19 protein-coding genes are annotated in these 19359 nt (G+C 73.2%); 8 read left to right on the forward strand and 11 right to left on the reverse strand.

Annotation, left to right across the window (positions count from 1 at the left end; translation table 11 throughout):
* Window positions 1-47 precede the first annotated feature (47 nt).
* Window positions 48-842: a SigB/SigF/SigG family RNA polymerase sigma factor gene (locus ACFWRV_RS16085; protein WP_384334386.1), complete on the forward strand. Its 795-nt coding sequence runs from the start codon at window positions 48-50 to the stop codon at window positions 840-842.
* 12 nt (window positions 843-854) lie between these two features.
* On the opposite strand, the gene ACFWRV_RS16090 is transcribed toward ACFWRV_RS16085, so the two are convergent.
* The 8 genes from ACFWRV_RS16090 to ACFWRV_RS16125 all read right to left on the reverse strand — a co-directional run bounded on the left by ACFWRV_RS16090 (window position 855) and on the right by ACFWRV_RS16125 (window position 8061).
* Window positions 855-1901 carry an iron-containing redox enzyme family protein gene (locus tag ACFWRV_RS16090; RefSeq protein WP_384334389.1) on the reverse strand — a complete coding sequence of 349 codons (1047 nt, stop codon included), beginning with the start codon at window positions 1899-1901 and terminating at the stop codon, window positions 855-857.
* Window positions 1898-2161 (reverse strand): CDGSH iron-sulfur domain-containing protein, encoded by a 264-nt coding sequence (locus tag ACFWRV_RS16095; RefSeq protein ID WP_384334392.1) that lies wholly within the window; start codon window positions 2159-2161, stop codon window positions 1898-1900. Before ACFWRV_RS16095 ends, ACFWRV_RS16090 begins: the two co-directional genes overlap by 4 nt.
* Window positions 2145-2864, reverse strand: a complete 720-nt coding sequence (locus ACFWRV_RS16100; RefSeq protein WP_384334395.1) for a HemK2/MTQ2 family protein methyltransferase — start codon at window positions 2862-2864, stop codon at window positions 2145-2147. Before ACFWRV_RS16100 ends, ACFWRV_RS16095 begins: the two co-directional genes overlap by 17 nt.
* Window positions 2865-2905: 41 nt before the next feature.
* Entirely contained in the window at window positions 2906-3028 is a 123-nt protein-coding gene (locus tag ACFWRV_RS16105) for a hypothetical protein (RefSeq protein WP_384334398.1), read from the reverse strand.
* A 165-nt stretch (window positions 3029-3193) separates the two neighbouring features.
* Complete coding sequence (locus ACFWRV_RS16110; protein ID WP_384334400.1) at window positions 3194-4339, reverse strand: XdhC family protein; 1146 nt, start codon at window positions 4337-4339, stop codon at window positions 3194-3196.
* Window positions 4332-6485: a xanthine dehydrogenase family protein molybdopterin-binding subunit gene (locus ACFWRV_RS16115; RefSeq protein ID WP_384334403.1), complete on the reverse strand. Its 2154-nt coding sequence runs from the start codon at window positions 6483-6485 to the stop codon at window positions 4332-4334. The genes ACFWRV_RS16110 and ACFWRV_RS16115 overlap by 8 nt, the downstream gene beginning before the upstream one ends.
* The gene (locus ACFWRV_RS16120) at window positions 6482-7474 is read right to left on the reverse strand and encodes an FAD binding domain-containing protein (protein WP_384334406.1); all 993 of its coding nucleotides are present in this window, start codon (window positions 7472-7474) and stop codon (window positions 6482-6484) included. The genes ACFWRV_RS16115 and ACFWRV_RS16120 overlap by 4 nt, the downstream gene beginning before the upstream one ends.
* A complete protein-coding gene (locus ACFWRV_RS16125) occupies window positions 7471-8061 on the reverse strand; it encodes a 2Fe-2S iron-sulfur cluster-binding protein (RefSeq protein WP_384334409.1) in 591 nt (196 codons plus the stop codon). The genes ACFWRV_RS16120 and ACFWRV_RS16125 overlap by 4 nt, the downstream gene beginning before the upstream one ends.
* Window positions 8062-8237: 176 nt before the next feature.
* Between ACFWRV_RS16125 and ACFWRV_RS16130 the strand changes: the two genes are divergently transcribed.
* A complete protein-coding gene (locus tag ACFWRV_RS16130; protein WP_384334412.1) occupies window positions 8238-8819 on the forward strand; it encodes a TetR/AcrR family transcriptional regulator in 582 nt (193 codons plus the stop codon).
* Between the two features lie 104 nt (window positions 8820-8923).
* Window positions 8924-10024 carry a hypothetical protein gene (locus ACFWRV_RS16135; RefSeq protein WP_384334415.1) on the forward strand — a complete coding sequence of 367 codons (1101 nt, stop codon included), beginning with the start codon at window positions 8924-8926 and terminating at the stop codon, window positions 10022-10024.
* Window positions 10025-10096: 72 nt separating this feature from the next.
* Here the strand turns inward: ACFWRV_RS16135 and ACFWRV_RS16140 are convergent, their stop codons facing one another.
* Together ACFWRV_RS16140 and ACFWRV_RS16145 are read right to left on the reverse strand one after the other, a co-directional pair.
* Window positions 10097-11653 carry a hypothetical protein gene (locus ACFWRV_RS16140; RefSeq protein ID WP_384334419.1) on the reverse strand — a complete coding sequence of 519 codons (1557 nt, stop codon included), beginning with the start codon at window positions 11651-11653 and terminating at the stop codon, window positions 10097-10099.
* The gene (locus ACFWRV_RS16145; RefSeq protein WP_384334422.1) at window positions 11650-12327 is read right to left on the reverse strand and encodes an ATP-binding cassette domain-containing protein; all 678 of its coding nucleotides are present in this window, start codon (window positions 12325-12327) and stop codon (window positions 11650-11652) included. The genes ACFWRV_RS16140 and ACFWRV_RS16145 overlap by 4 nt, the downstream gene beginning before the upstream one ends.
* Window positions 12328-12509: 182 nt before the next feature.
* On the opposite strand from ACFWRV_RS16145, the gene ACFWRV_RS16150 reads away from it, so the two are divergent.
* Complete coding sequence (locus ACFWRV_RS16150) at window positions 12510-14324, forward strand: cytochrome c biogenesis protein DipZ (protein WP_384334425.1); 1815 nt, start codon at window positions 12510-12512, stop codon at window positions 14322-14324.
* Here ACFWRV_RS16150 and ACFWRV_RS16155 read toward each other — a convergent pair.
* Window positions 14303-15838 carry an aromatic amino acid ammonia-lyase gene (locus ACFWRV_RS16155; protein WP_384334428.1) on the reverse strand — a complete coding sequence of 512 codons (1536 nt, stop codon included), beginning with the start codon at window positions 15836-15838 and terminating at the stop codon, window positions 14303-14305. The two genes, ACFWRV_RS16150 and ACFWRV_RS16155, sit on opposite strands and share 22 nt — an antisense overlap.
* 127 nt (window positions 15839-15965) lie before the next feature.
* Here ACFWRV_RS16155 and ACFWRV_RS16160 point away from each other — a divergent pair, with 127 nt between their 5' ends.
* The 4 genes from ACFWRV_RS16160 to ACFWRV_RS16175 are packed head-to-tail and all read left to right on the forward strand — an operon-like array spanning window position 15966 to window position 19344.
* Entirely contained in the window at window positions 15966-17039 is a 1074-nt protein-coding gene (locus ACFWRV_RS16160; protein WP_384334431.1) for an ABC transporter ATP-binding protein, read from the forward strand.
* Entirely contained in the window at window positions 17036-17686 is a 651-nt protein-coding gene (locus ACFWRV_RS16165; RefSeq protein ID WP_032788395.1) for an ABC transporter permease, read from the forward strand. Before ACFWRV_RS16160 ends, ACFWRV_RS16165 begins: the two co-directional genes overlap by 4 nt.
* Window positions 17687-17690: 4 nt before the next feature.
* Window positions 17691-18362, forward strand: a complete 672-nt coding sequence (locus tag ACFWRV_RS16170; protein ID WP_384334434.1) for an ABC transporter permease — start codon at window positions 17691-17693, stop codon at window positions 18360-18362.
* A gap of 49 nt (window positions 18363-18411) precedes the next feature.
* Window positions 18412-19344 (forward strand): ABC transporter substrate-binding protein, encoded by a 933-nt coding sequence (locus tag ACFWRV_RS16175; RefSeq protein ID WP_384334504.1) that lies wholly within the window; start codon window positions 18412-18414, stop codon window positions 19342-19344.
* Window positions 19345-19359: the final 15 nt, after the last annotated feature.

Below are 19359 nucleotides of genomic sequence, written 5' to 3' on the forward strand. Positions count from 1 at the left end.
GATCCTCCCGCGGCGACCGATCGCATCGTCGACCAGGAGTGACCACCATGCAGGCAGGAGCCGCCCCCGAAACCGACCACGCCGCGGACCCCCGGTCGCCCGACCGGGCGTTCCAGCGGCTGCGGGCGCTTCCTCCGGGGCCGGAGCGGGACGCGCTGCGCGACGAGACGATCTGCGCGTGGCTCCCGATGGCCCACCGGATCGCCTCCCGCTTCCGCAACCGCGGCGAATCCATGGACGATCTGCGGCAGGTGGCCGCGATGGGGCTCGTCAAGGCGGTGGACCGCTTCGACCCGCTGCGGGGCAAGGCCTTCGAAACGTACGCCGTACCCACGGTCACCGGCGAACTCAAGCGGCACTTCCGCGATCACACGTGGGACGTGCATGTGCCGCGGCGCGTCCAGGATCTCCGTAACCGGGTGCGGGTGGCCCGTCGTGACCTGGCGCAGGAGATCGGCGGCAGGGCCCCGACCTGCGCCGAGGTCGCGTCCGCCACCGGGCTCAGCGAGGAGGACGTGCTGCTGGGCATGGAGGCCCTGGAGAGCTACAGCGCTCTCTCCCTGGACGCCGAGCCCGCGGGCGCCGGGGGAGGCATGCCTCTGGTCGAGCGGCTGGGGTCCTGTGACACGGCGCTGGACGTCGCCGTCGACCGCGAGGCCGTCAAACCGGGGCTGCGGGGGCTCCCGGAGCGGGAGCGGACCATCCTCTACCTCCGCTACTTCCGGGACATGACGCAGGTACGGATCGCCGAACAGCTCGGCATCTCGCAGATGCACGTGTCGCGCCTGCTCAGCCAGTCCTGCGAGCGCGTGCGCGACGGGGTGCTCCAGGAAGCAGCCTGACGGGCCGGGCCCTCAGGGCGTCGGTGGGGTCCGCAGGGCCGAGCGGCCCTCACGCCACGCCGCCAGCAGGTGGTCCCCGAGGAGGTCCTCCAGGTGTCCGGTCGCCTCGATGCCGAAAACGACGTCGGCCGCCAACGCGGGCTCGTCCTCCAGCAGACCGCCGATCACCTCGTGGCGCACCACCTGTTCGTGGACCGCGTCGGCTTCCACGTGCTCGTCGTAGAACCGCTGGGCGGCGGGTCCGGCGCCCACGCGGCGCAGGGCCTCGGCCAGCCTCCGCGAGCCGGGGGACGAGGTGATCTCCACGGTGGCGAAGTGCCCGACGAGCGCGCCGCGAAGCCGCCGGTGCAGGCCGAAAAGCGACATCATGTTGACCGTGGCCAGGGCCTGGGCCGGTGCCGCGTGGAGGTAGCGGCCGTAGCGGGCGTCGAGGCCGAGGTCGGTCATCAGGTCGGCGAAGAGCCGTGCGTGGACGTTCTCCGCCCGCCCCGCCCCGAACTCGTCGAACTCGACGGCGACCATGCCCGCCTTCGCCCGACCCTGGAGCCTGGGCACCACCCACAGGTGCGGATCGGCTTCCTTGAGGTGGTAGAGGGAGCGCACGGCGGCGTACTCGCGCAGCTGCCACAGTTCCCCCTCCCGCCGGAGGTGGTGGCTGACGCTGTGGCCGTCGTCCCCCACGGGTTCCAGCTGGAGCGCGTCCACCGCCTCCGCCACGTCCTTCCCGCCCGAGCCGCCGTCACGGCGCAGCGCGTCCAGGAAGACGTCCTCGGCCACCGCGCGCACGCCGAGCAGGGCGGGGTCCCATTCCAGGCGCTCGTCCACACCGGCGAACCCGCGGTAGTGGAGCTCGTACAGGACGTACAGGAGCAGTTGCAGGTCGTCCCCGTACGGGTCGGAGCGGCGGACCGCGCCGGCTTCGGGCAGACGGGTTCCGCCGCCCGCCAGCACGGCGAGGACGCTCTCGCTCAGAGGGCCGCGCGCCGGGGGAAGCCCGGGAGACGCCGCGGCGCTTTCGCGGGACGCGACCTTACGGGGGGTGGTGGCGGGGGTCGTCACGGTCGGCGCTCCTCCTCGCCCTCCTGGGGCGGTCGGCCGCCCCGGCCGGTCCCGGAGGGCCCGGCGGGCTTGCGGCGGCGATGGCTGGTGTCGCACCAGGGGTAGGTGCGGCTGCGGCGGCAGGTGCAGATCGCGACGACGAAACGGTCGGACCGGGTCGTCGTACCGTCGTCGCCGACGACCTCTACCGGCCCTTCCACCAGGATCGGGCCTTCCCGGTTCACCACCACTCGGCGGGGTGTCTCATTCCTTCCGGCCACGGATGACCACCAGTTCCTCCCTGTCCGGCCGGTCCCGCAGCAGACCCCGGTCCCGCAGCCAGGCGGCCCGGCGGCGGGTGACCGGTCCGAACGGGATCGTCACGCGGTCGGTCACACAGACGTCCAGCCCGGCCGCGGACAGCCGGCCGACCGTCTCCTCGGGGCGGCTCAGCCCCGACTGGACCAGCAGGAGCAGACCGCCGGGGCGCAGGACGGCGAAGGCGTCGTCGCAGATGCGGTCGAGGATCACCCGTCCGTCGGGGCCCGCGTCCCAGGAGCGGCCGGGCCCGTGCCGTGGCGCCGACAGGCCGGGGGCCGGAACGTACGGGGGGTTGCTGACGACGGCGTCGAACGTGCGGCCGGGCAGGGCCCGGAGCAGGTCGCCCCTGCGTACGGTGACGGGCAGGCGGGCGAGCGCGGTGTTCAGCCGTGCGGACGCCACGGCCCGGCGACTGATGTCCACGGCGGTGACGCGGGCGCCGAGCCGGGCGGCGTGCAGGGCCAGCGCGCCGCTCCCGGTGCACAGGTCCAGCAGGTCCGTACCGGGGCCGATCCCCTCGCGGCGTATGGCGAGGGCCAGCAGGAGCGTGTCGGTCTGCGGGCGGTACACGCCGGGGAGCCGTACGACCCGGCCCGGCCTCGGCGCTGGCCCGTCCGCCCGGGGGGCCGTGCCGGAAGCCTCCGGCAGGGCCTGCCGCGTCACCGGGTCGTCCTCGCCCTCGGGTACCCGGACCCCTCGCCCGCTCAACGGCGGGGACGCCCGTCGGGCCGGTACTGCTGTTCCTCGACCCGTCCGCGGGCCTTCAGGACCTTGGCCCGCACGAGCCTGCGTACGTCACGCATCGTGTCCTCCTGTGCGCTCGGCATGAGTCCCACCGTCGAACGGTTCCTGTCTCCTCGTCCTCGGCGCGCATCCCAGGGTCCGTCACCGGGGCGGTCCGGCTCCCGGTGGCTCGCGCGCCGCTGTACTGGAGTGACCCCGAACGGCCCCGCTAAACGCGTGGTCCGGTGCTCCTCACGTCCGGGGCGACCTCAGCGCCGGCTGACGACCCGCAGGTCCGGGTGGGTCTCGCGGTGGATGGGGTCCGCTCCCCCGGTCAGCGGCAGGCCCGTGCCGCCGCGCCGCGCCGCGACGATCTCCGCGGCGATGGACAGCGCCGTCTCCTCCGGCGTACGGGCTCCGAGGTCCAGGCCGATGGGCGACCGCAGCCGGTCCAGCTCACGGTCGCTCAGGCCCGCCTCGCGCAGACGTTGTGTCCGGTCCTCGTGGGTCCGGCGCGAGCCCATCGCGCCGACGAACGCGGCGGGCATCCGCAGCGCCTCCGCGAGCAGCGGCACGTCGAACCGGGCCTCGTGCGTGAGCACGCACAGCACGGTCCGGCCGTCGGTGCGGGTGCTGCGCAGATAGCGGTGGGGCCAGTCGACGACGACCTCGTCGGCCTCGGGGAACCGGGCCCGGGTGGCGAAGACGGGCCGGGCGTCGCAGACCGTCACGTGATGGCCGAGGAACTTCCCGGCCCGCACCAGCGCGGCGGCGAAGTCGACCGCGCCGAAGACGATCATGCGGGGCGGTGGCACGCTGGACTCGACGAGCAGGGTGAGTCCGCCGGGGCAGTGCGAGCCGTCCTCGGAGAGGGTGACGGTGCCGGTCCGGCCGGTGTCCAGCAGGGCCGACGCCTCGGCCGCAGCCGTACGGTCCAGCTCCAGGTGGCCCCCGAGCCCGCCCTCGTGGGAGCCGTCGGCGCGGACCAGCAGCGACCGCCCCAGGAACCCGGCCGGGCCGCTCACCACCCGGGCGAGGGCCGCCGCCTCTCCTGCGAGGGCGGCGGACAGCGCGGCCCGCAGCACCTCCCGCTCCGGCGAGTCCGCACGGACCGGCGTGACCATGATGTCGATGACCCCGCCGCAGGTCAGCCCGACGGCGAAGGCGTCCTCGTCGCTGTAGCCGAACCGTTCGCGGACGGTCTCGCCGTCGCCGAGTGCCTGCGCGCACAGTTCGTAGACCGCGCCCTCCACGCAGCCGCCGGAGACCGAGCCGATCGCCGTGCCCTCGCTGTCGACGGCGAGGGCGGCCCCCGGCCCGCGCGGCGCGCTGCCGCCGACGGAGACGACGGTGCCGACGGCGAACTCCCGGCCCTCCGCCATCCATCGGTGCAGCTCACCGGCGATGTCAAGCATCCACCGCTCCCCCGGCGGCGTCCGGCGCCGGGGCCGCGAGGACCCGGTCGGGGCGGATGGGCAGGTCCCGGTGGCGTACGCCGGTGGCGTGCCAGACCGCGTTGGCGACGGCCGCCGCCGCGCCCACGATGCCGATCTCCCCGACGCCCTTGATGCCGACCGGGTCGTCCGGGTCGTGGTCGTCCACCCAGTCCGCCTCGATGTCGGGGACGTCGGCGTGGGTGGCCACGTGGTAGCCGGCGAGGTCGGGGGCGTAGTGGCCGCCGGTGTTGCGGTCGCGGACCGCCTCTTCGTGGAGGGCCATGGAGATACCCCAGGTCATCCCGCCGACGAGCTGGTTGCGGGCGGTGAGCGGGTTGACGATCCGGCCCGCCGCGAAGACGCCCAGCATGCGGCGCACCCGGATCTCGCCGGTGGCGGTGTCCACCGCGACCTCGGCGAACTGCGCGCCGAAGGAGTGGCGTTCCCTCTGCGCGAGGGCTCCGAGGGCCTCGGTGGTGTCGGACCGTACGGTGATGCCCTCCGGGGGGACGGATGTGCCCACCGCGAGCCGCTCCCGCAGTTCGGCGGCGGCCGCCGTGACCGCCCAGGCCCAGGAGCGGGTGCCCATGGATCCGCCGGCGATCATCGCGGGGCCGAAGTCGCTGTCGCCGATGCGGACCCGGACCTGTTCGGGTGCGGTCTCCAGCGCGTCGGCGGCGATCAGGGTGAGCGCGGTGCGGGCTCCGGTGCCGATGTCGGCCGCGGTGATCCGTACGGTGAAGGATCCGTCCGCCTCCGCCGTGACCAGGGCGGTGGACGGGGCGGCCCCGGCGCCGAAGGAGGCCGCCGCCGTGCCGGTGCCCAGCAGCCAGCGCCCCTCGCGGCGGATGCCGGGGCGCGGGTCGCGGTCCGCCCAGTCGAACCGGCGGGCCCCCTCGCGGAAGCAGGCCGCGAGGTTGTTGCCGGCGAACGGGAGTCCCGAGACGGGGCCGACGTCCGGCTCGTTGCGCAGGCGCAGCTCGATCGGGTCGATGCCGCCGCGTTCGGCGAGTTCGTCGAGGGCCGCCTCGATCGCGAAGGACCCCGGGGCCTCCCCCGGTGCGCGCATCCAGGTCGGGGACGGCACGTCGAGGCGGACGACGTGGTTGGCGGTGCGGTGGGCGTCGGCGTCGTACAGCACCCGGGCGACGCCCGCGCTGGGCTCGACGAACTCGTACACCGTCGAGGTCTGGTTCAGCGAGCGGTGCTCCAGGGCCAGCAGGCGGCCGTCGGGGGCCGCGCCGAGCCGGACCCGCTGGGCGGTGGGACTGCGGTAGCCGCCCAGCGAGAACGTCTGACGCCGGGTCAGCACCACGCGGACCGGACGCTGGAGTGCGGTGGCGGCCATCACGGCGGACACCTGGTGGGCACGGAGCCCCTTGCTGCCGAAGCCGCCGCCGATGTGCTCGGAGCGCACCCGCACCGAGGACGCGTCGAGCGAGAACATCGTGGCCAGCTCGCTCTGGACCCACCCGGCGCCCTGGTTGGAGTCGACGACCTCCAGCCGGCCGCCCTCCCACCGGGCGGTCGCCGCGTGCGGCTCCATCATGCTGTGCTGTTCCTCGGGGGTGCTGTACTCGGCGTCCACCACGAAGGCGGAGGCGGCCAGTTGTGCCTCCAGGTCGCCCTTCTCCGTCTCGGCGGGCATGTGGCCCGCGGCGGGGTAGGCGCCGGGGTGCTCCGCGTGGAGCACGGTGTCGTGCGGTTCGCTGTCGTACGTCACCACGAGCGCCTCGGCCGCCTCCCTGGCCTCCTCGGGGGTCTCGGCGACGACCAGCGCGACCGGCCAGCCGGCGAACGGTACCCGGTCGTCCTGGAAGACGGCGCAGGTCGGGTCGGGCGGGGTGCCGAGCATGCCGACGTAATCGATGTTCAGGCGGGGGGCGTTGCCGTGGTGCAGCACGGTGAGCACGCCCGGCATGTCGAGCACCGGGGCGGTCTCCACGTCAAGGATCCGGCCACGGGTGACGGTGGACAGCACGAGCCAGCCGTGGGCCAGGTCCGCGAAGGGGATCTCGCCCGCGTAGCGTGCCGCGCCGGTGACCTTCTCGCGGCCCTCGACGCGGGTGCGGGCGACGCCGACGGCTCCGCGGAGCGCGGAGGGGCCCGGGGTGGTGGTCGTCATCGGGCGTCCTCCCCGGCGAGTTCGGTCAGGACGGAGACCACGAGGTTGCGCATGAGGGTCACCTTGTATCCGTTGTCGGGCAGCGGCCTGGCGGCGGCCAGTTCGGCGTCCGCGGCGGCGGCGAAGGTCGCGCCGTCGGCCGGTGCGCCGGTCAGGACGGCTTCGGCCGCACGGGCGCGCCAGGGCCGGGAGGCGACGGCTCCGAGGGCGAGGCGCGCGTCCCGTACGACGCCGCCCTCGATGTCGAGCGCGGCGGCGACGGAGCCGATGGCGAAGGCGTACGAGGCGCGTTCGCGCACCTTGCGGTAGTGGGAGCGGGCGGCGACGGGCGCGGCGGGCAGGGTCACGTGGGTGATCAGCGCGCCGGGCGGCAGGGCGGTCTCCCGGTGCGGGGTGTCGCCGACGGGGAGGTAGAAGTCGGTGATCGGCGCTTCGCCGGGCCCGTCGCCGCTCTCGTAGGAGACCACGGCGTCGAACGCGGTGAGGGCCACGCCCATGTCGGAGGGGTGCACGGCCACACAGTGGTCGGAGGCGCCGAGGACGGCGTGGTTGTGGTGCTCGCCCTCGACGGCGGGACAACCCGAGCCCGGGGCCCGCTTGTTGCAGGGCTGGGAGACGTCGGTGAAGTAGCCGCAGCGGGTGCGCTGGAGGAGGTTGCCGCCGACGGTGGCCATGTTGCGCAGCTGCCCGGAGGCTCCGGCCAGCAGCGCCTGGGCCAACGCCGGGTAGTGGCGGCGGACTTCGGGGTGGGCGGCGAGGTCGCTGTTGGTGACGGTCGCTCCGATGCGCAGGCCGCCGTCCGCGGTGGGTTCGACGCGGTCCAGGGGGAGTTCACGGACGTCGACGAGGAGGGCGGGGCGTTCCACGCCGGTCTTCATCAGGTCGACGAGGTTGGTGCCGCCGCCGAGGTACCGCGCGTCCGGGTCGGCGGCGAGGAGGGCGACCGCACCGGTGACGTCGTGGGCGCGCTGGTAGCCGAACTCCTTCATGCGACGGCCCCTTTCGCGGCGGTGGCGGGGGCCTCGGTGCGGGCCTCGGCGTGCTCCTCGGCGGCGCGGGCGACGGCCTGGACGATCGAGACGTAGGCCCCGCAGCGGCACAGGTTGCCGCTCATCCGCTCGCGGATCTCGTCGGGCGTCAGTGGTTGTGGTCCCGCGTCAGGGCTCAGGTCCTCGGTGACGGCGCTCGGCCGGCCGGCCGCGTGTTCTTCGATGACGGCGATGGCCGAGCAGATCTGGCCGGGTGTGCAGTAGCCGCACTGGTAGCCGTCGAGGTCGAGGAAGGCCTGCTGGACGGGGTGCAGCTCGTCCCCCTCGGCCACGCCTTCGATGGTGGTGATCTCGCGCCCCTCGGCCGCGACCGCGAGGCTGAGACAGGAGACGACGCGCCGTCGGTCGACGAGGACGGTGCAGGCGCCGCACTGTCCTTGGTCGCAGCCCTTCTTGGTGCCGGTGAGGTCGAGGCGCTCGCGCAGGGCGTCGAGGAGGGTGGTGCGGTGGTCGATGGGCAGGTGGTGCTTCTCGCCGTTGATGTTCAGGGTGATCGCACTGGACGTCGTCGAGGGCGCTGGGGCCATGTTCAGCCTTCTCTGGTGTCAGGTGGCGAGGAACCGGGGCCTCGGTGACGACCGCCGGCACCGGTCGGGAGTAAGGTAGCCCTAACCGGACTGCTGTCCGCTTACCTGGAAAACGTAACGGACAGCTGTCCGGTTAACAAGGACGGGTTTCGGCCACGAACCCGCGAGGAGGAACCGTGTCCCAGCCGAAGAAGGACTCCGCCCTGCGTTCGGACGCGCAGCGCAACCGCGAGCGCATCCTGCGGGTGGCCACGGCCGAGCTGACCCTGCGCGCGGACGCCCCGCTCAGCGCGATCGCCAAGAAGGCGGGGGTGGGGCAGGGCACGTTCTACCGCAACTTCCCGCACCGGGAGGCGCTCGTCATGGAGGTCTACCGCTACGAGATGCAGCAGGTCGCCGACGCGGCGTGCGCGTTGCTGGAGACCCGTCCGCCGGAACGGGCCCTGCGCGAGTGGATGGACCGCCTCGCCCGCTTCGCGATGACCAAGGCCGGTCTGGCGGACGCGATCCGGCTGGTGACCAGTGCGCCGGGCGGGCCCGCGAAGCCCGGCCCCACCCCGGTCATGGAGGCGGCCGGAACCCTGCTCCGCGCCTGCGAGGACGCGGGCGTCGTCCGCCCCGGGGTCACGCCGGACGACTTCTTCCTCGCCATCGCCGGACTCTGGCAGATCGATCCGCGCGAGGACTGGGAGCCGAGGGCCGGCCGGCTTCTGGATTTCGTCATGGACGGTCTGCGTGTGGGGGCGCCCGGGCGGTGACCGGGCCGCCCGCCGTCGATGTCGGCGGACCGTGTGATGATGCCCCGTACAGCGCTCGGACCTGGGGAGGGACCAAGCGCGGAAACGGGGACAGGAGCGGTGAGTTGAGCAAGGGTGGGGCGTCCGTACCGGACGAGGAGTGGGAGCGGTTCCTGAGGGAGTCCGAGGCCGGAAGCCCGGGCGCGCCCGAGGAGCCGTCGGCGCGGGCCCGGATGGTGACACGGCGGCTTCAGGAGGAGCCCGGGCCGCCGAGGGGGTGGCGGACGCACCAGCCGCCCCGGCGCCGGGGCGGCAAGGGCCGGTACGCGCTCGGGCTGGCGGTCGTCGTCGTCCTGCTGGTGGCCGTGGCCGTCGCCCCCGGCCGGATCGTCGGCTGGTTCGACGGCGGGGACGCGGTGAACACCCTGCCCCTCCCCGCCGAGTCGGAGCGCCCGGGCGGGCCGCCCGCCCAGGAGGCGAACGGGCCGCTGCCCACCCCGGACGAGCCCTTCGCCGGATCACCGGCGGCACGGTGGGCCGACGGCGCGGCGGGCATCCAGCTGCCCGCGCCACGGGCGACCGGCTGGATGAGCGAGGCGGAGGTCGGCAAGGCGCTGGACCGCACCCGGGACTTCCTGGCGGCCTCCAGCCTCGACCCCGCCGTGCTGCGCGGCGAGCGGCCCGCGAAGGCCATGGCGCTCATCAACCCGCACCAGACGGACGTCCAGGACTACCTGGCGAAGGCGTTCCGCGCGCCCGACCGGGAGAACGACCCCCTCCTGCTGTTCAGCCGCTTCCGGTCCGCCGATGTGCGGCCGGTCGGCGACGTGGTGAAGACGCGCGGCCGGGTCACCTTCCGGGAGGGCGAGAAGGGCGCGGTGGAGATCTCCACCGATGCCACCTACGTCTACCCGGTCATGCGGGCCTCGGGGGACGACGAGGTCACCCGGACCATCGTGCGCCGCGAGGTGGTGATGAGCTGGGACGACCCGGCGAAGATCGTGATCGAGCCGGGGACGTTCTCCCTCGTCTCCTACCAGGTGGACACCACCAACGGCGGTTGCGGCGCCTCCACCGGTTATCTGATCCCCGCGTTCCTCGCCGACCGCACGACCGCCGACGGGGGCGACGGCCCGGCGATCGATCCGTACGACCGGAGTACGCCGATCGAGGAGCGGACCCGGGAAGGCGACGACGAGGGCTGCGACATCGCCACCCGCTCCTGAGGAGACGGTCCGTGCGCCCCGCGCGGGAGCGTTCACCGGGAGCGCGCCGCGAAGCATGGCCTGTTCGCGGTGCTACCCCCGGTGGAGACGGGCGAAGACCCCCCGGTGCGCCCATCCGGTCCGGCGCAGCCCCGCCCAGACGCAGCAGGCGGCCAGGCAGATCGCCAGCGCCGCCGAACCGGTCGCGGACGGGACGGCGTTCATCACGGCTACCCCGGTCACCACGACGAGGATTCCGTCGAACTGCCAGGCCACGACGCGCAGTCCGGACAGATCGCCGAGCGGGGTGATGACCGGGAGAAGCAGTTCGAGCGGCAGGTGCAGCTTCATCTCCCGCAGGAACCGGGCGCCGAGCACCAGCACCACCGTTCCCGCGACGAGCAGGACCGTGCTCCCCGCCCGGCCATCGGCGAGCGGCCGGCGGAGCAGGACAACCAGGCCACCACCCAGGCAGGTTCCCACGGTCACGGCAACGACGGGCCAGGCCGGCGCCCGGGCGAGCAGCCCGCCCCACCGCTCACCGAACAGCGGGGCCAGCGTCAGTTCGTCGCGCAGCCCGCGCCAGGTCTCGCCCACCCAGCCGGACCCCAGGTACACCGCGACCGAGCCCGCCGCCCACCACCCCCACACCGGGCCGCCTCCTGATCCGGCCACCCCGTGGGTCAGCGAGGCGCCGCCGGCCGCCAGGAGCGTCGCGGCCGCGACCGCGCGTCCGGGGGTCCGCAGCGCCCGCACCGTCCCCTGGGCGAGATACCCGCGCAGGAGTCCGTCGGCGCGGATCAGGGCGGAGGTGAACCCGCGCGGCTCCGGCCGGTACAGGTCGAGCGCGTGGTGGAGCGTGCCCGTGAAGGCGTACGCCTGGGCCTGGGAGGCGCGCGCCGACTCCCGCGCGAGGCGGGCGAGGTCGATCGCGGGCAGCGCGCGGAACGCCGCCGGTCCGATGGCCGCTGCCAGGACCGCGGGGACGAGGACGGCGAGCCAGTGGCCGGAAAGGCCGTCCGGGGCCGCGCCGCTCACCCCGGCCACGACGAGTGCGAAGGCGCCGCCGGCACAGGCGAGCAGGAGGTTGTCGCGTACCGCCCGGACCTGACCCCACAGCCAGGCCGTCGCGGCGACGGCACTGATCCCGGCCAGGACCGCGAGCCCCGGCAGCGCGGTGCCGGGGCGGTCGAACAGGTCGGTCGCGAGGTAGGCCGCCGAGCAGACCGACAGCAACGCGACCGTGCCCGCGTACGCCAGGCGACGCCGGGCGATCGTGCCGAGGTAGTGGGCCGGCGAGAGGTCCGTGGACATGAGCACGTGCAGCAGGAACGGCTGGACCACCAGCGGCCCCCAGAACCGGCCGGCGAGCTGGCCGCCCCAGCACGCGGCCACCGCGAGCGCGCAGACCAGCGGCACGGCTCCGGCCGGGAAGCTCACGGACGACACGGAGAGGGAGGCCGCCGATGTGCTCCGGGCGTGGACGACCGGCACCAGGTAGAAGACGGTGAACAGCGCTACGAGATAGGCGGGGTAGGCGCGGCCCCGCACCGTGGCCCGGCCGCCGCGCCGCGCGTAGCGCTGCCGTACGGCCTGCACGCGGGCGCGCGCGTCGGACACGGCCGGGGCAACGGGGCGCGTCGTCGTCACAGGCGCACGCGGCCGTCCCGCACCGCCACCAGCGCCTCCTCGTGCGTGGCCACCAGGAAGGCGGTGCCCTGCTCGGCCCGCTCGGTGAGCAGGGCGGCCACCAGGCCGACGCGGTCGCTGTCGAGGTGCCGTTCGGGCTCGTCGAGCAGGACGACGTCGGCGGGGCGGACCAGCGTCAGTGCCAGACCGAAGAGCTGCAGCTGCCCGGACGAGACCTGATGGGGAAACCGCTCGCCCAGCGGGGCCAGTCCCAGCCGGTCGATGATCCGCCCGGCGCGTTCGGCGGTGCTCGGGGAGTTGCCGTACCAGGAGGCGGCGACCAGGGTCACCTGCTCACGCAGCGTCATGTCCCGGGCGTACGGGATCGGGTCGACGAGCGACGCGACGAGGCGGCGGTGCCGGGGTTTCGCCAGGTCGACGGGGTCTCCCAGCACCGAGCAGGTGCCGGCGGTCAGGGTCCGGCTGCCCAGGAAGGCACGCAGCAGCGTCGTCTTGCCCGAGCCGTTGCCGCCGGTGACACACCAGAATTCGCCCGGCATCACCGAGAACGTCGTCGGCGCGAGCAGTGTGGTGTCGCCCAGTGCGACGGTCGCGCCGTCCGCGGCGATGGCGGGAACCACCGTCATCTCCCCCTCCGCAACGGCCAGGAACCGCCGGCGCTTCCCGAAGCGCACGCGCCGGTCTCCTCGCCGTGTACGGTACGCGCTGCCCCGCCGCGCCACGTGCCCCGGGTCGTCCGCCGGGGCCGCACGCCCGGTGCGCGGCCTCCCGGCCACCAATCCGGTGATCGCCCGGCGCCGAATAGGTGGTGAGGGCCGCGGACACTGCCGCTCTCTCCCGCGAGAGGCGGTACGTCATGATCACGCTGATCCTCATCGGGCTGCTGGGAGGGCTGATCACCGCGGTCTCGCCGTGCATTCTGCCCGTCCTGCCGGTCGTGTTCCTGGCCGGCGGCACCGGCCGGGGCGAGGACGCGGGGAAGCCGGCCCGGTCCCCCGGCGAAGCCGGAGGCGACGGCGGCGGCGGGACGGCGGGCGGGGCGGGCGGCGCGGTGGCGACCGCTTCCCGGAACGCTCCCCCGGCCGCACCCGAACGCTCCCCGCGCAATCGGCGTCCGTACGCCGTGGTCGCCGGGCTCGTCGTCAGCTTCGCGTTCTTCACCCTGCTCGGCGTGACGATCATCTCCGCCCTCGGCCTGCCGCAGGACATCCTGCGCTACATCGGCCTGGGACTGCTCGTCCTCATCGGCCTGGGCCTGATCTTCCCGCCCGTCGAACGCCTGCTGGAGAAGCCCTTCGCGCGCATCCCGCAGCGCCAGGTCAACAAGGAGGGCAGTGCCTTCGCCCTCGGCCTGGGCCTCGGTCTGCTGTACGTGCCCTGCGCCGGCCCCGTGCTGGCGGCGATCACCATCGCGGGCGCCCGGGGCGAGATCAGCTCCGACATCGTGGTGCTGACCCTGTCGTTCGCCGTCGGCACCGCCGTACCCCTGCTCGTGTTCGCCCTGGCCGGGCGCAGGGTCGCCGACCGGGTCGCCGCGTTCCGCCGCCGCGCCCGGGGGCTGCGGATCGCCGCCGGCTCCCTGATGATCGTCCTCGCCCTGGGTCTGGCCCTCGACGTCACGGCGGCGATCCAGCGGTCGCTGCCCGACTACACCTCCGGCGTGCAGAAGAAGATCGAGGACAGCGACGCCGCCCGGCAGCAGTTGTCCGGCCTGTACGACAACTCCAACAAGGAGCTCTCCCGCTGCGAGGACGGCGCCGACGAACTCCGCTCGTGCGGGAAGGCCCCGGCGCTGGAGGGCATCGACTCCTGGTTCAACACCCCCGGCGACCGGCCCGTGGACCTGAAGAGCCTGCGCGGCAAGGTCACCCTGGTCGACTTCTGGACGTACTCCTGCATCAACTGCCAGCGTGCGGTGCCGCATCTGCAGGACTGGGAGCGCACCTACAAGGACGCCGGACTGCGCATCATCGGCGTGCACTCCCCCGAGTTCGCCTTCGAGAAGAAGCGCGGGAACGTCGTCGCCGGAGCCGAGAAGCTCGGTGTGACCTGGCCCGTCGCCCTCGACAACGACCTCGCCACCTGGGACAACTACCGCAATCGCTTCTGGCCCGCCAAGTATCTGATCGACGCCCAAGGCACCGTCCGCTACTTCAAGTTCGGTGAGGGCGAGTACGACAAGACCGAGAAGATGATCCGCGAGCTGCTCCGGCAGGCCGATCCCACCGTCGCCCTCCCGAAGCCCACGGGCCGTGCGATGGACGACCTGGCCGCCGGCCGGACGCCCGAGACGTATCTGAGCAATCTGCGGATCCGCGGCTACGTCGGGGTGCCTCTGGTGGACGACAAGGCGACCGCCTACCGCTTCCCGAAGGGCAGTCTCCCGGTCAACAAGCTGTCGTTGGACGGCACATGGACGGCCGGGTACGAGCAGTTCACGGCGGGGAAGGACGCCCGGCTGGCGTTCACCTACCGCGCGAAGAACGCCAACCTCGTCCTCGCGGGGACCGGAAAGGTCACCGTCCTCGTGAACGGCGAGGCGACCAAGACGATCAACGTGACCGGCTCGCCGACGCTCTACCGCCTCACCGACGACAAGGACGCCCGGACCGCACGCCTCGATCTGCGCGTGGACGAAGGCCTCCAGGCCTACGTCTTCACCTTCGGGTGACCCCCGGGCCCCGAGGCCGCCCACAGCTCGGCGAACCGGTCCAGCAGTCCTGCCGCCGCCGCCACATCGTCCGTCAACGGCCGGTCGGCCGAGTCCGCGTCGAGCACCGAGGCCGCGAGTTCGAAGGCGCGGCCGACGGGCAGCTCCGGGTCGAGGCGCAGCTCGCGCTGGCTCAACGCCCGTACGGCTGCAACGAGTTCGCATCCCACGACGAGCCGGAACGCCTCGCACGCCCGCAGGGTCTGGCGCGCCGCCAGCGACGCGAAGCTGGCCTGCTCCTCGACGCCCCGCGAGAGCACCGCGTGCCCGAGGGAGGCGGGTGCGGAGAAGGCCCGCAGGTCGCCGAGGGCCGCCCCGGCCGCGTATTCGAGGATCATCACGCCCGAGGACGCCGGTTCGCCGTCGGCGAGGAACGGGCGCAGCCGGGTGAAGCCCGGTTCGTTCAGCGTCGAGAGGCGGGAGGTGGACAGCCGGGCGACCTGGGTCACCGCGAGCCTGAAGTGGTCCAGGGAAAGGGCGAGTTGGGCGAGGTAGAAGCCGCCGTGGTGGTAGGCGGCCATGTCGTCCGCGGAGATCAGCGGGTTCTCGGCCGCCGCGTTGATCTCGACGCCGAGGACCTCTTCCAGCGCGTCCGCCGCATCGTGCGCGGGCCCGTGGATCTGCGGCACGCAGCGCAGGCCGTACGGGTCCTGGATCCGGCCGAGCGGGGGCGTCGGGCGGTCGGGGGCCCCGAGCAGCAGCCGCATCCGCTCGGCGACCGCGTACGAACCGGTGTGCCGCCGGGCCTCGTGGACGGGCAGCGCGTAGGCCTCGTAGCTGCCGTCGATCGCCATCAGGGACAGGGCCGCCACGACCTGGGTGGCTCCGATCAGGGCGCGCAGTTCGTGCAGGGCGAGGGCGGACTGGCCGAGGGTGAGGGCGTTGCTGCTGATCAGGGCGAGGGCGTCGTTGTTGTCGAGCGGCTGTGGCCCGGGGGCGGCCCCCGTGCCCTGCCAGGGGTGCTCGCCCGCCAGCGCGAGGCCCATCTGCGCGAGCGCCGCGATGTCGCCGGTGCCGACCGAGCCGAACTCGTTGACCTTCGGGTAGGCGCCGGTCTCCAGGGCCTCGCAGAGCGCGGTGACGACGGTCGGGCGCAGCCCGGCGCCACCGGCGAGGAGCTGGTTGGCACGGACGGCGAGCATCGCGCGGACCTGCCGTGCGGGGAGTTCCTCGCCGATCGCTCCGGCATGGCTGCGCAGCAGGCGCAGGCCGTGGTCGGCGGCCGCCTCGGTGGGCACGGACTCATTCCGGTTCGCGCCGACGCCGGTGGAGCGGCCGTAGACGCGCCCCCACGAGGCGATTTCCCGCGCGGCGTTCCACGAGGCTTCCACGCGCTTCATGCCCTCGGTGGCCGGTACGGGCCTGGCGACGGATTCGGCCAGGCGTACGACATCTGCGACCATCAGTCGGCGACCGTCGAGGACGACGACCGCATCGTTGCCATCGGCCACCCTGTCCGATACGTGAGACGACATCAGTTGCAATTCCTCCTCTGTCGGGCACTCCGTCTTGTCCTACGGCCATGAGTAACCAGGGATTTGCACCCGAGCGGCGACGACCTATTGACAATCTATTCAGTCACCGAGAACTCTGCATGATGATATGCAGCCGGGCAAGGGACTCCTCATGATCCAATTCGACAAGGCCCACAAGCGCTTCCCCAACGGCACGACCGCGGTGCACGACCTCACGCTCGATCTGCCGGAAGGGGGCGTGACCGTCCTCGTCGGATCTTCCGGTTGCGGCAAGACGACCACGCTCCGCATGATCAACCGGATGGTCGAGCCGACCTCCGGGACGATCAGGGTGGGCGGCAAGGACGTCCTGGAGCAGGACGCCGCCGAGCTGCGCCGCTCCATCGGTTACGTGATCCAGCAGTCGGGGCTCTTCCCGCACCGCACCGTCCTGGACAACATCGCGACCGTACCGCTGCTGCTCGGCCACGGCCGCAGGAAGGCGCGGGCACGGGCGGCGGAGCTCCTGGAGACGGTCGGCCTCGCCGCCGACGCGGCCAGGCGCTACCCGCACCAGCTCTCGGGCGGCCAGCAGCAGCGCGTCGGCGTGGCCCGCGCGCTCGCCGCCGATCCGCCGGTCCTCCTGATGGACGAGCCCTTCGGGGCCGTCGACCCGGTGGTCCGCACCCAGCTCCAGGACGAACTGCTGCGCCTCCAGAGAGAGCTGAACAAGACCATCGTCTTCGTCACGCACGACATCGACGAGGCCGTCCGGCTCGGGGACCGCATAGCCGTCTTCCGTACCGGCGGCCACCTCGTGCAGTGCGCCTCCCCCGCCGAGCTGCTGGCCCGCCCCGCGGACGCGTTCGTCGAGGACTTCCTCGGCGCGGAGCGCGGTCTGAAGCTGCTGTCCCTGACGACGCTCGAAGAGGTCGCCCAGGGGCCCGCGCCCGAAGGCACCCGCTGGCAGCTGACCCTGGACGCCGCCCGTAAACCGCTGGCCTGGCGCGACAGCGAGGGCAAGGGCGGCGCGGAGACACCCGTCCGGCCCCTGCGGGACACCGACTCGCTGCTCTCCGCTCTCAACGAGTCGATCGCCGCGCCGAGCGGCCTGGTGGCCCGGGTCGACGCGGACGGCGTCCTCACCGGCGTCACCTCCCGCGAGGACATCCACGACCGGGCCGGCCAGGTGCACAGCGCGGCGAGCACGGTGGCGGTGTGAGTGTCGACTGGTCGTGGATAGCCGACCACACCGACGACCTCACCACCCTGACGCTCTCCCACCTCCAGGCCGCGCTGACCGCCGTCCTCCTCGGCCTGCTGATCTCGCTCCCCCTGGCCGTGCTGGCGCACCGGGTGCGCAGACTGCGGGGACTGCTCCTCGGCCTGTCGAACGTCCTGTTCACGATCCCGTCCATCGCGGTGTTCGTGCTCCTCCTCCCGGTCAGCGGACTCACCCGCACCACCACCGTCATCGGCCTGACGATCTACACGCTCGTCGTGCTCCTGCGGAACACCGTCGAGGGCCTGGACTCCGTCCCCGCCCGGACGAAGGAGGCCGCGAAGGCGATGGGCACCCGGCCGCTGCGCACCCTGCTCACCGTCGAGCTGCCCCTCGCCCTGCCCGTGATCATGGCGGGCGTGCGGATCGCGACCGTGATGGCGATCTCCCTGGTCTCCGTGGCCACGTACATCGGCGACGGCGGGCTCGGCCAGCTCTTCACCGACGGGTTCCAGCGCAACTTCCCCACCCCCGTCATCGTCGGCGTCGTCCTGACCCTGCTCCTCGCGCTCGTCGCGGACGCGCTGCTCGTCACCCTCCAGTACGTCCTGACGCCGTGGACCCGCCGGCAGAAGCAGGGGGCCTGACCTCATGTACGAACTCCTCAAGGGCCTCGGCTCCTGGCTGGTCAGCGGCGAGCAGTGGACCGGCTCCGACGGCATCGGCCACCGGCTCGCCGAGCACCTCCAGTACTCGCTGCTCGCCACCCTCGTCGCCGCCGCCATCGCCCTGCCCGTCGGCCTGCTCATCGGCCACACCGGGCGCGGCGCGTTCGTCGCGATCAACCTGTCCAGCTTCGGGCGGGCGCTGCCCACGGTCGGTCTCGTGGTCCTCGTCTTCCTCGCCAGCGGTCTGTCGATGTGGCCGGTCTACATCGCGCTGGTGGCACTCGCGGTCCCGTCCATCGTCACCAACACCTACGCCGGGATGACGGCGGTCGACCCGGAGGTGCGGGACGCGGCGCGCGGTCAGGGCATGCGCTGGCACCAGGTCCTCTTCCAGGTCGAACTGCCCCTCGCGCTGCCCCTGATCATGACCGGGCTGCGGCTCGCGCTCATCCAGGTCGTCGCGACGGCGACGATCGCCGCGTACGTCTCCTTCGGCGGACTCGGCCGGTACGTCTTCGACGGGCTCGCCCAGCGCGACCTCGTCCAGGTCCTCGGCGGCGCCGTGCTCGTGGCCCTCGTCGCCGTCGTCCTCGACCTCGCGCTCTCCGCCCTCCAGCGTGTCCTCTTCCGCCACCGCCCCGCCCCGCAGTCCTAGGAGTCAGCCCCTCATGACCCGCATGAAGCGCGTGAACCGCCTGAACCACATGAACCGCAGAGCTCTCCTCGGCGGACTCTTCGCCGCCGCCACCGTCCCCGCGCTCGCCTCGTGCAGCAGCGGCATCACCTCCCTCGACGGGGAGGGGTCCGGTGGCGGGGGCGGCGGCTCCAGCAAGGGCGGCGTGACCATCGGCACCGCCAACTTCACCGAGAACCAGGTCCTCGGACACCTCTACGCCGCCGCCCTCGAAGCGGCCGGGGTGAAGACCACGGTCCGCCCGAACCTCGGCACCCGCGAGATCCTCATCCCCGCGCTCAAGGGCGGCGACATCGATCTGCTGCCCGAGTACCAGGGCGCGCTGCTGCACTACCTCGACACCAAGGCCACGGCCACCGAGGAGGGCACGATGCAGAACGCCCTCGCGATGCTCCTGCCGCGCGGCCTGCAGATCCTCCCGTACGGCGAGGCGGAGAACGCCGACGCCTTCGCGGTGACCAAGGAGACCGCCGACGAGTACGGCCTGAAGTCCCTGGCCGACCTCGCGAAGCACAACGGCAAGCTCGTCATCGGCGCGGCCCCCGAGGTCAAGAAGCGCACGGTGGGCTCGGTGGGCCTCAAGGACGTGTACGGCGTGGAGTTCAAGGAGTTCAAGTCCCTCGACTCCTCGGGCCCGTTGGTCAAGGGGGCCCTCAAGAAGGGCGATGTGGACGTGGCCAACCTCTTCACCACCGACACCGACATCGCCGCCGAGGGCTGGGTCGTCCTCACCGACCCCAAGAACCTCATCCCCGGCCAGCACGTCGTCCCGCTGATCGCCGACCGCAAGGCCGACTCGACGGTCCGCAAGGCGCTCGCCCGCCTCGGGGCGGTGCTGACCACGAAGGACCTCACCGAGCTGAACCGCCTGGTGGACAAGGACCGGAAGGACCCCGAGGACGTCGCGTACGAGTGGGCGGCGGAGCACGGCATCAAGAAGTAGCCGCACCCGGTCCCG

Origin of the sequence: Streptomyces sp. NPDC058576 (assembly GCF_042718715.1) — a bacterium.
Classification (GTDB): Bacteria; Actinomycetota; Actinomycetes; order Streptomycetales; family Streptomycetaceae; genus Streptomyces.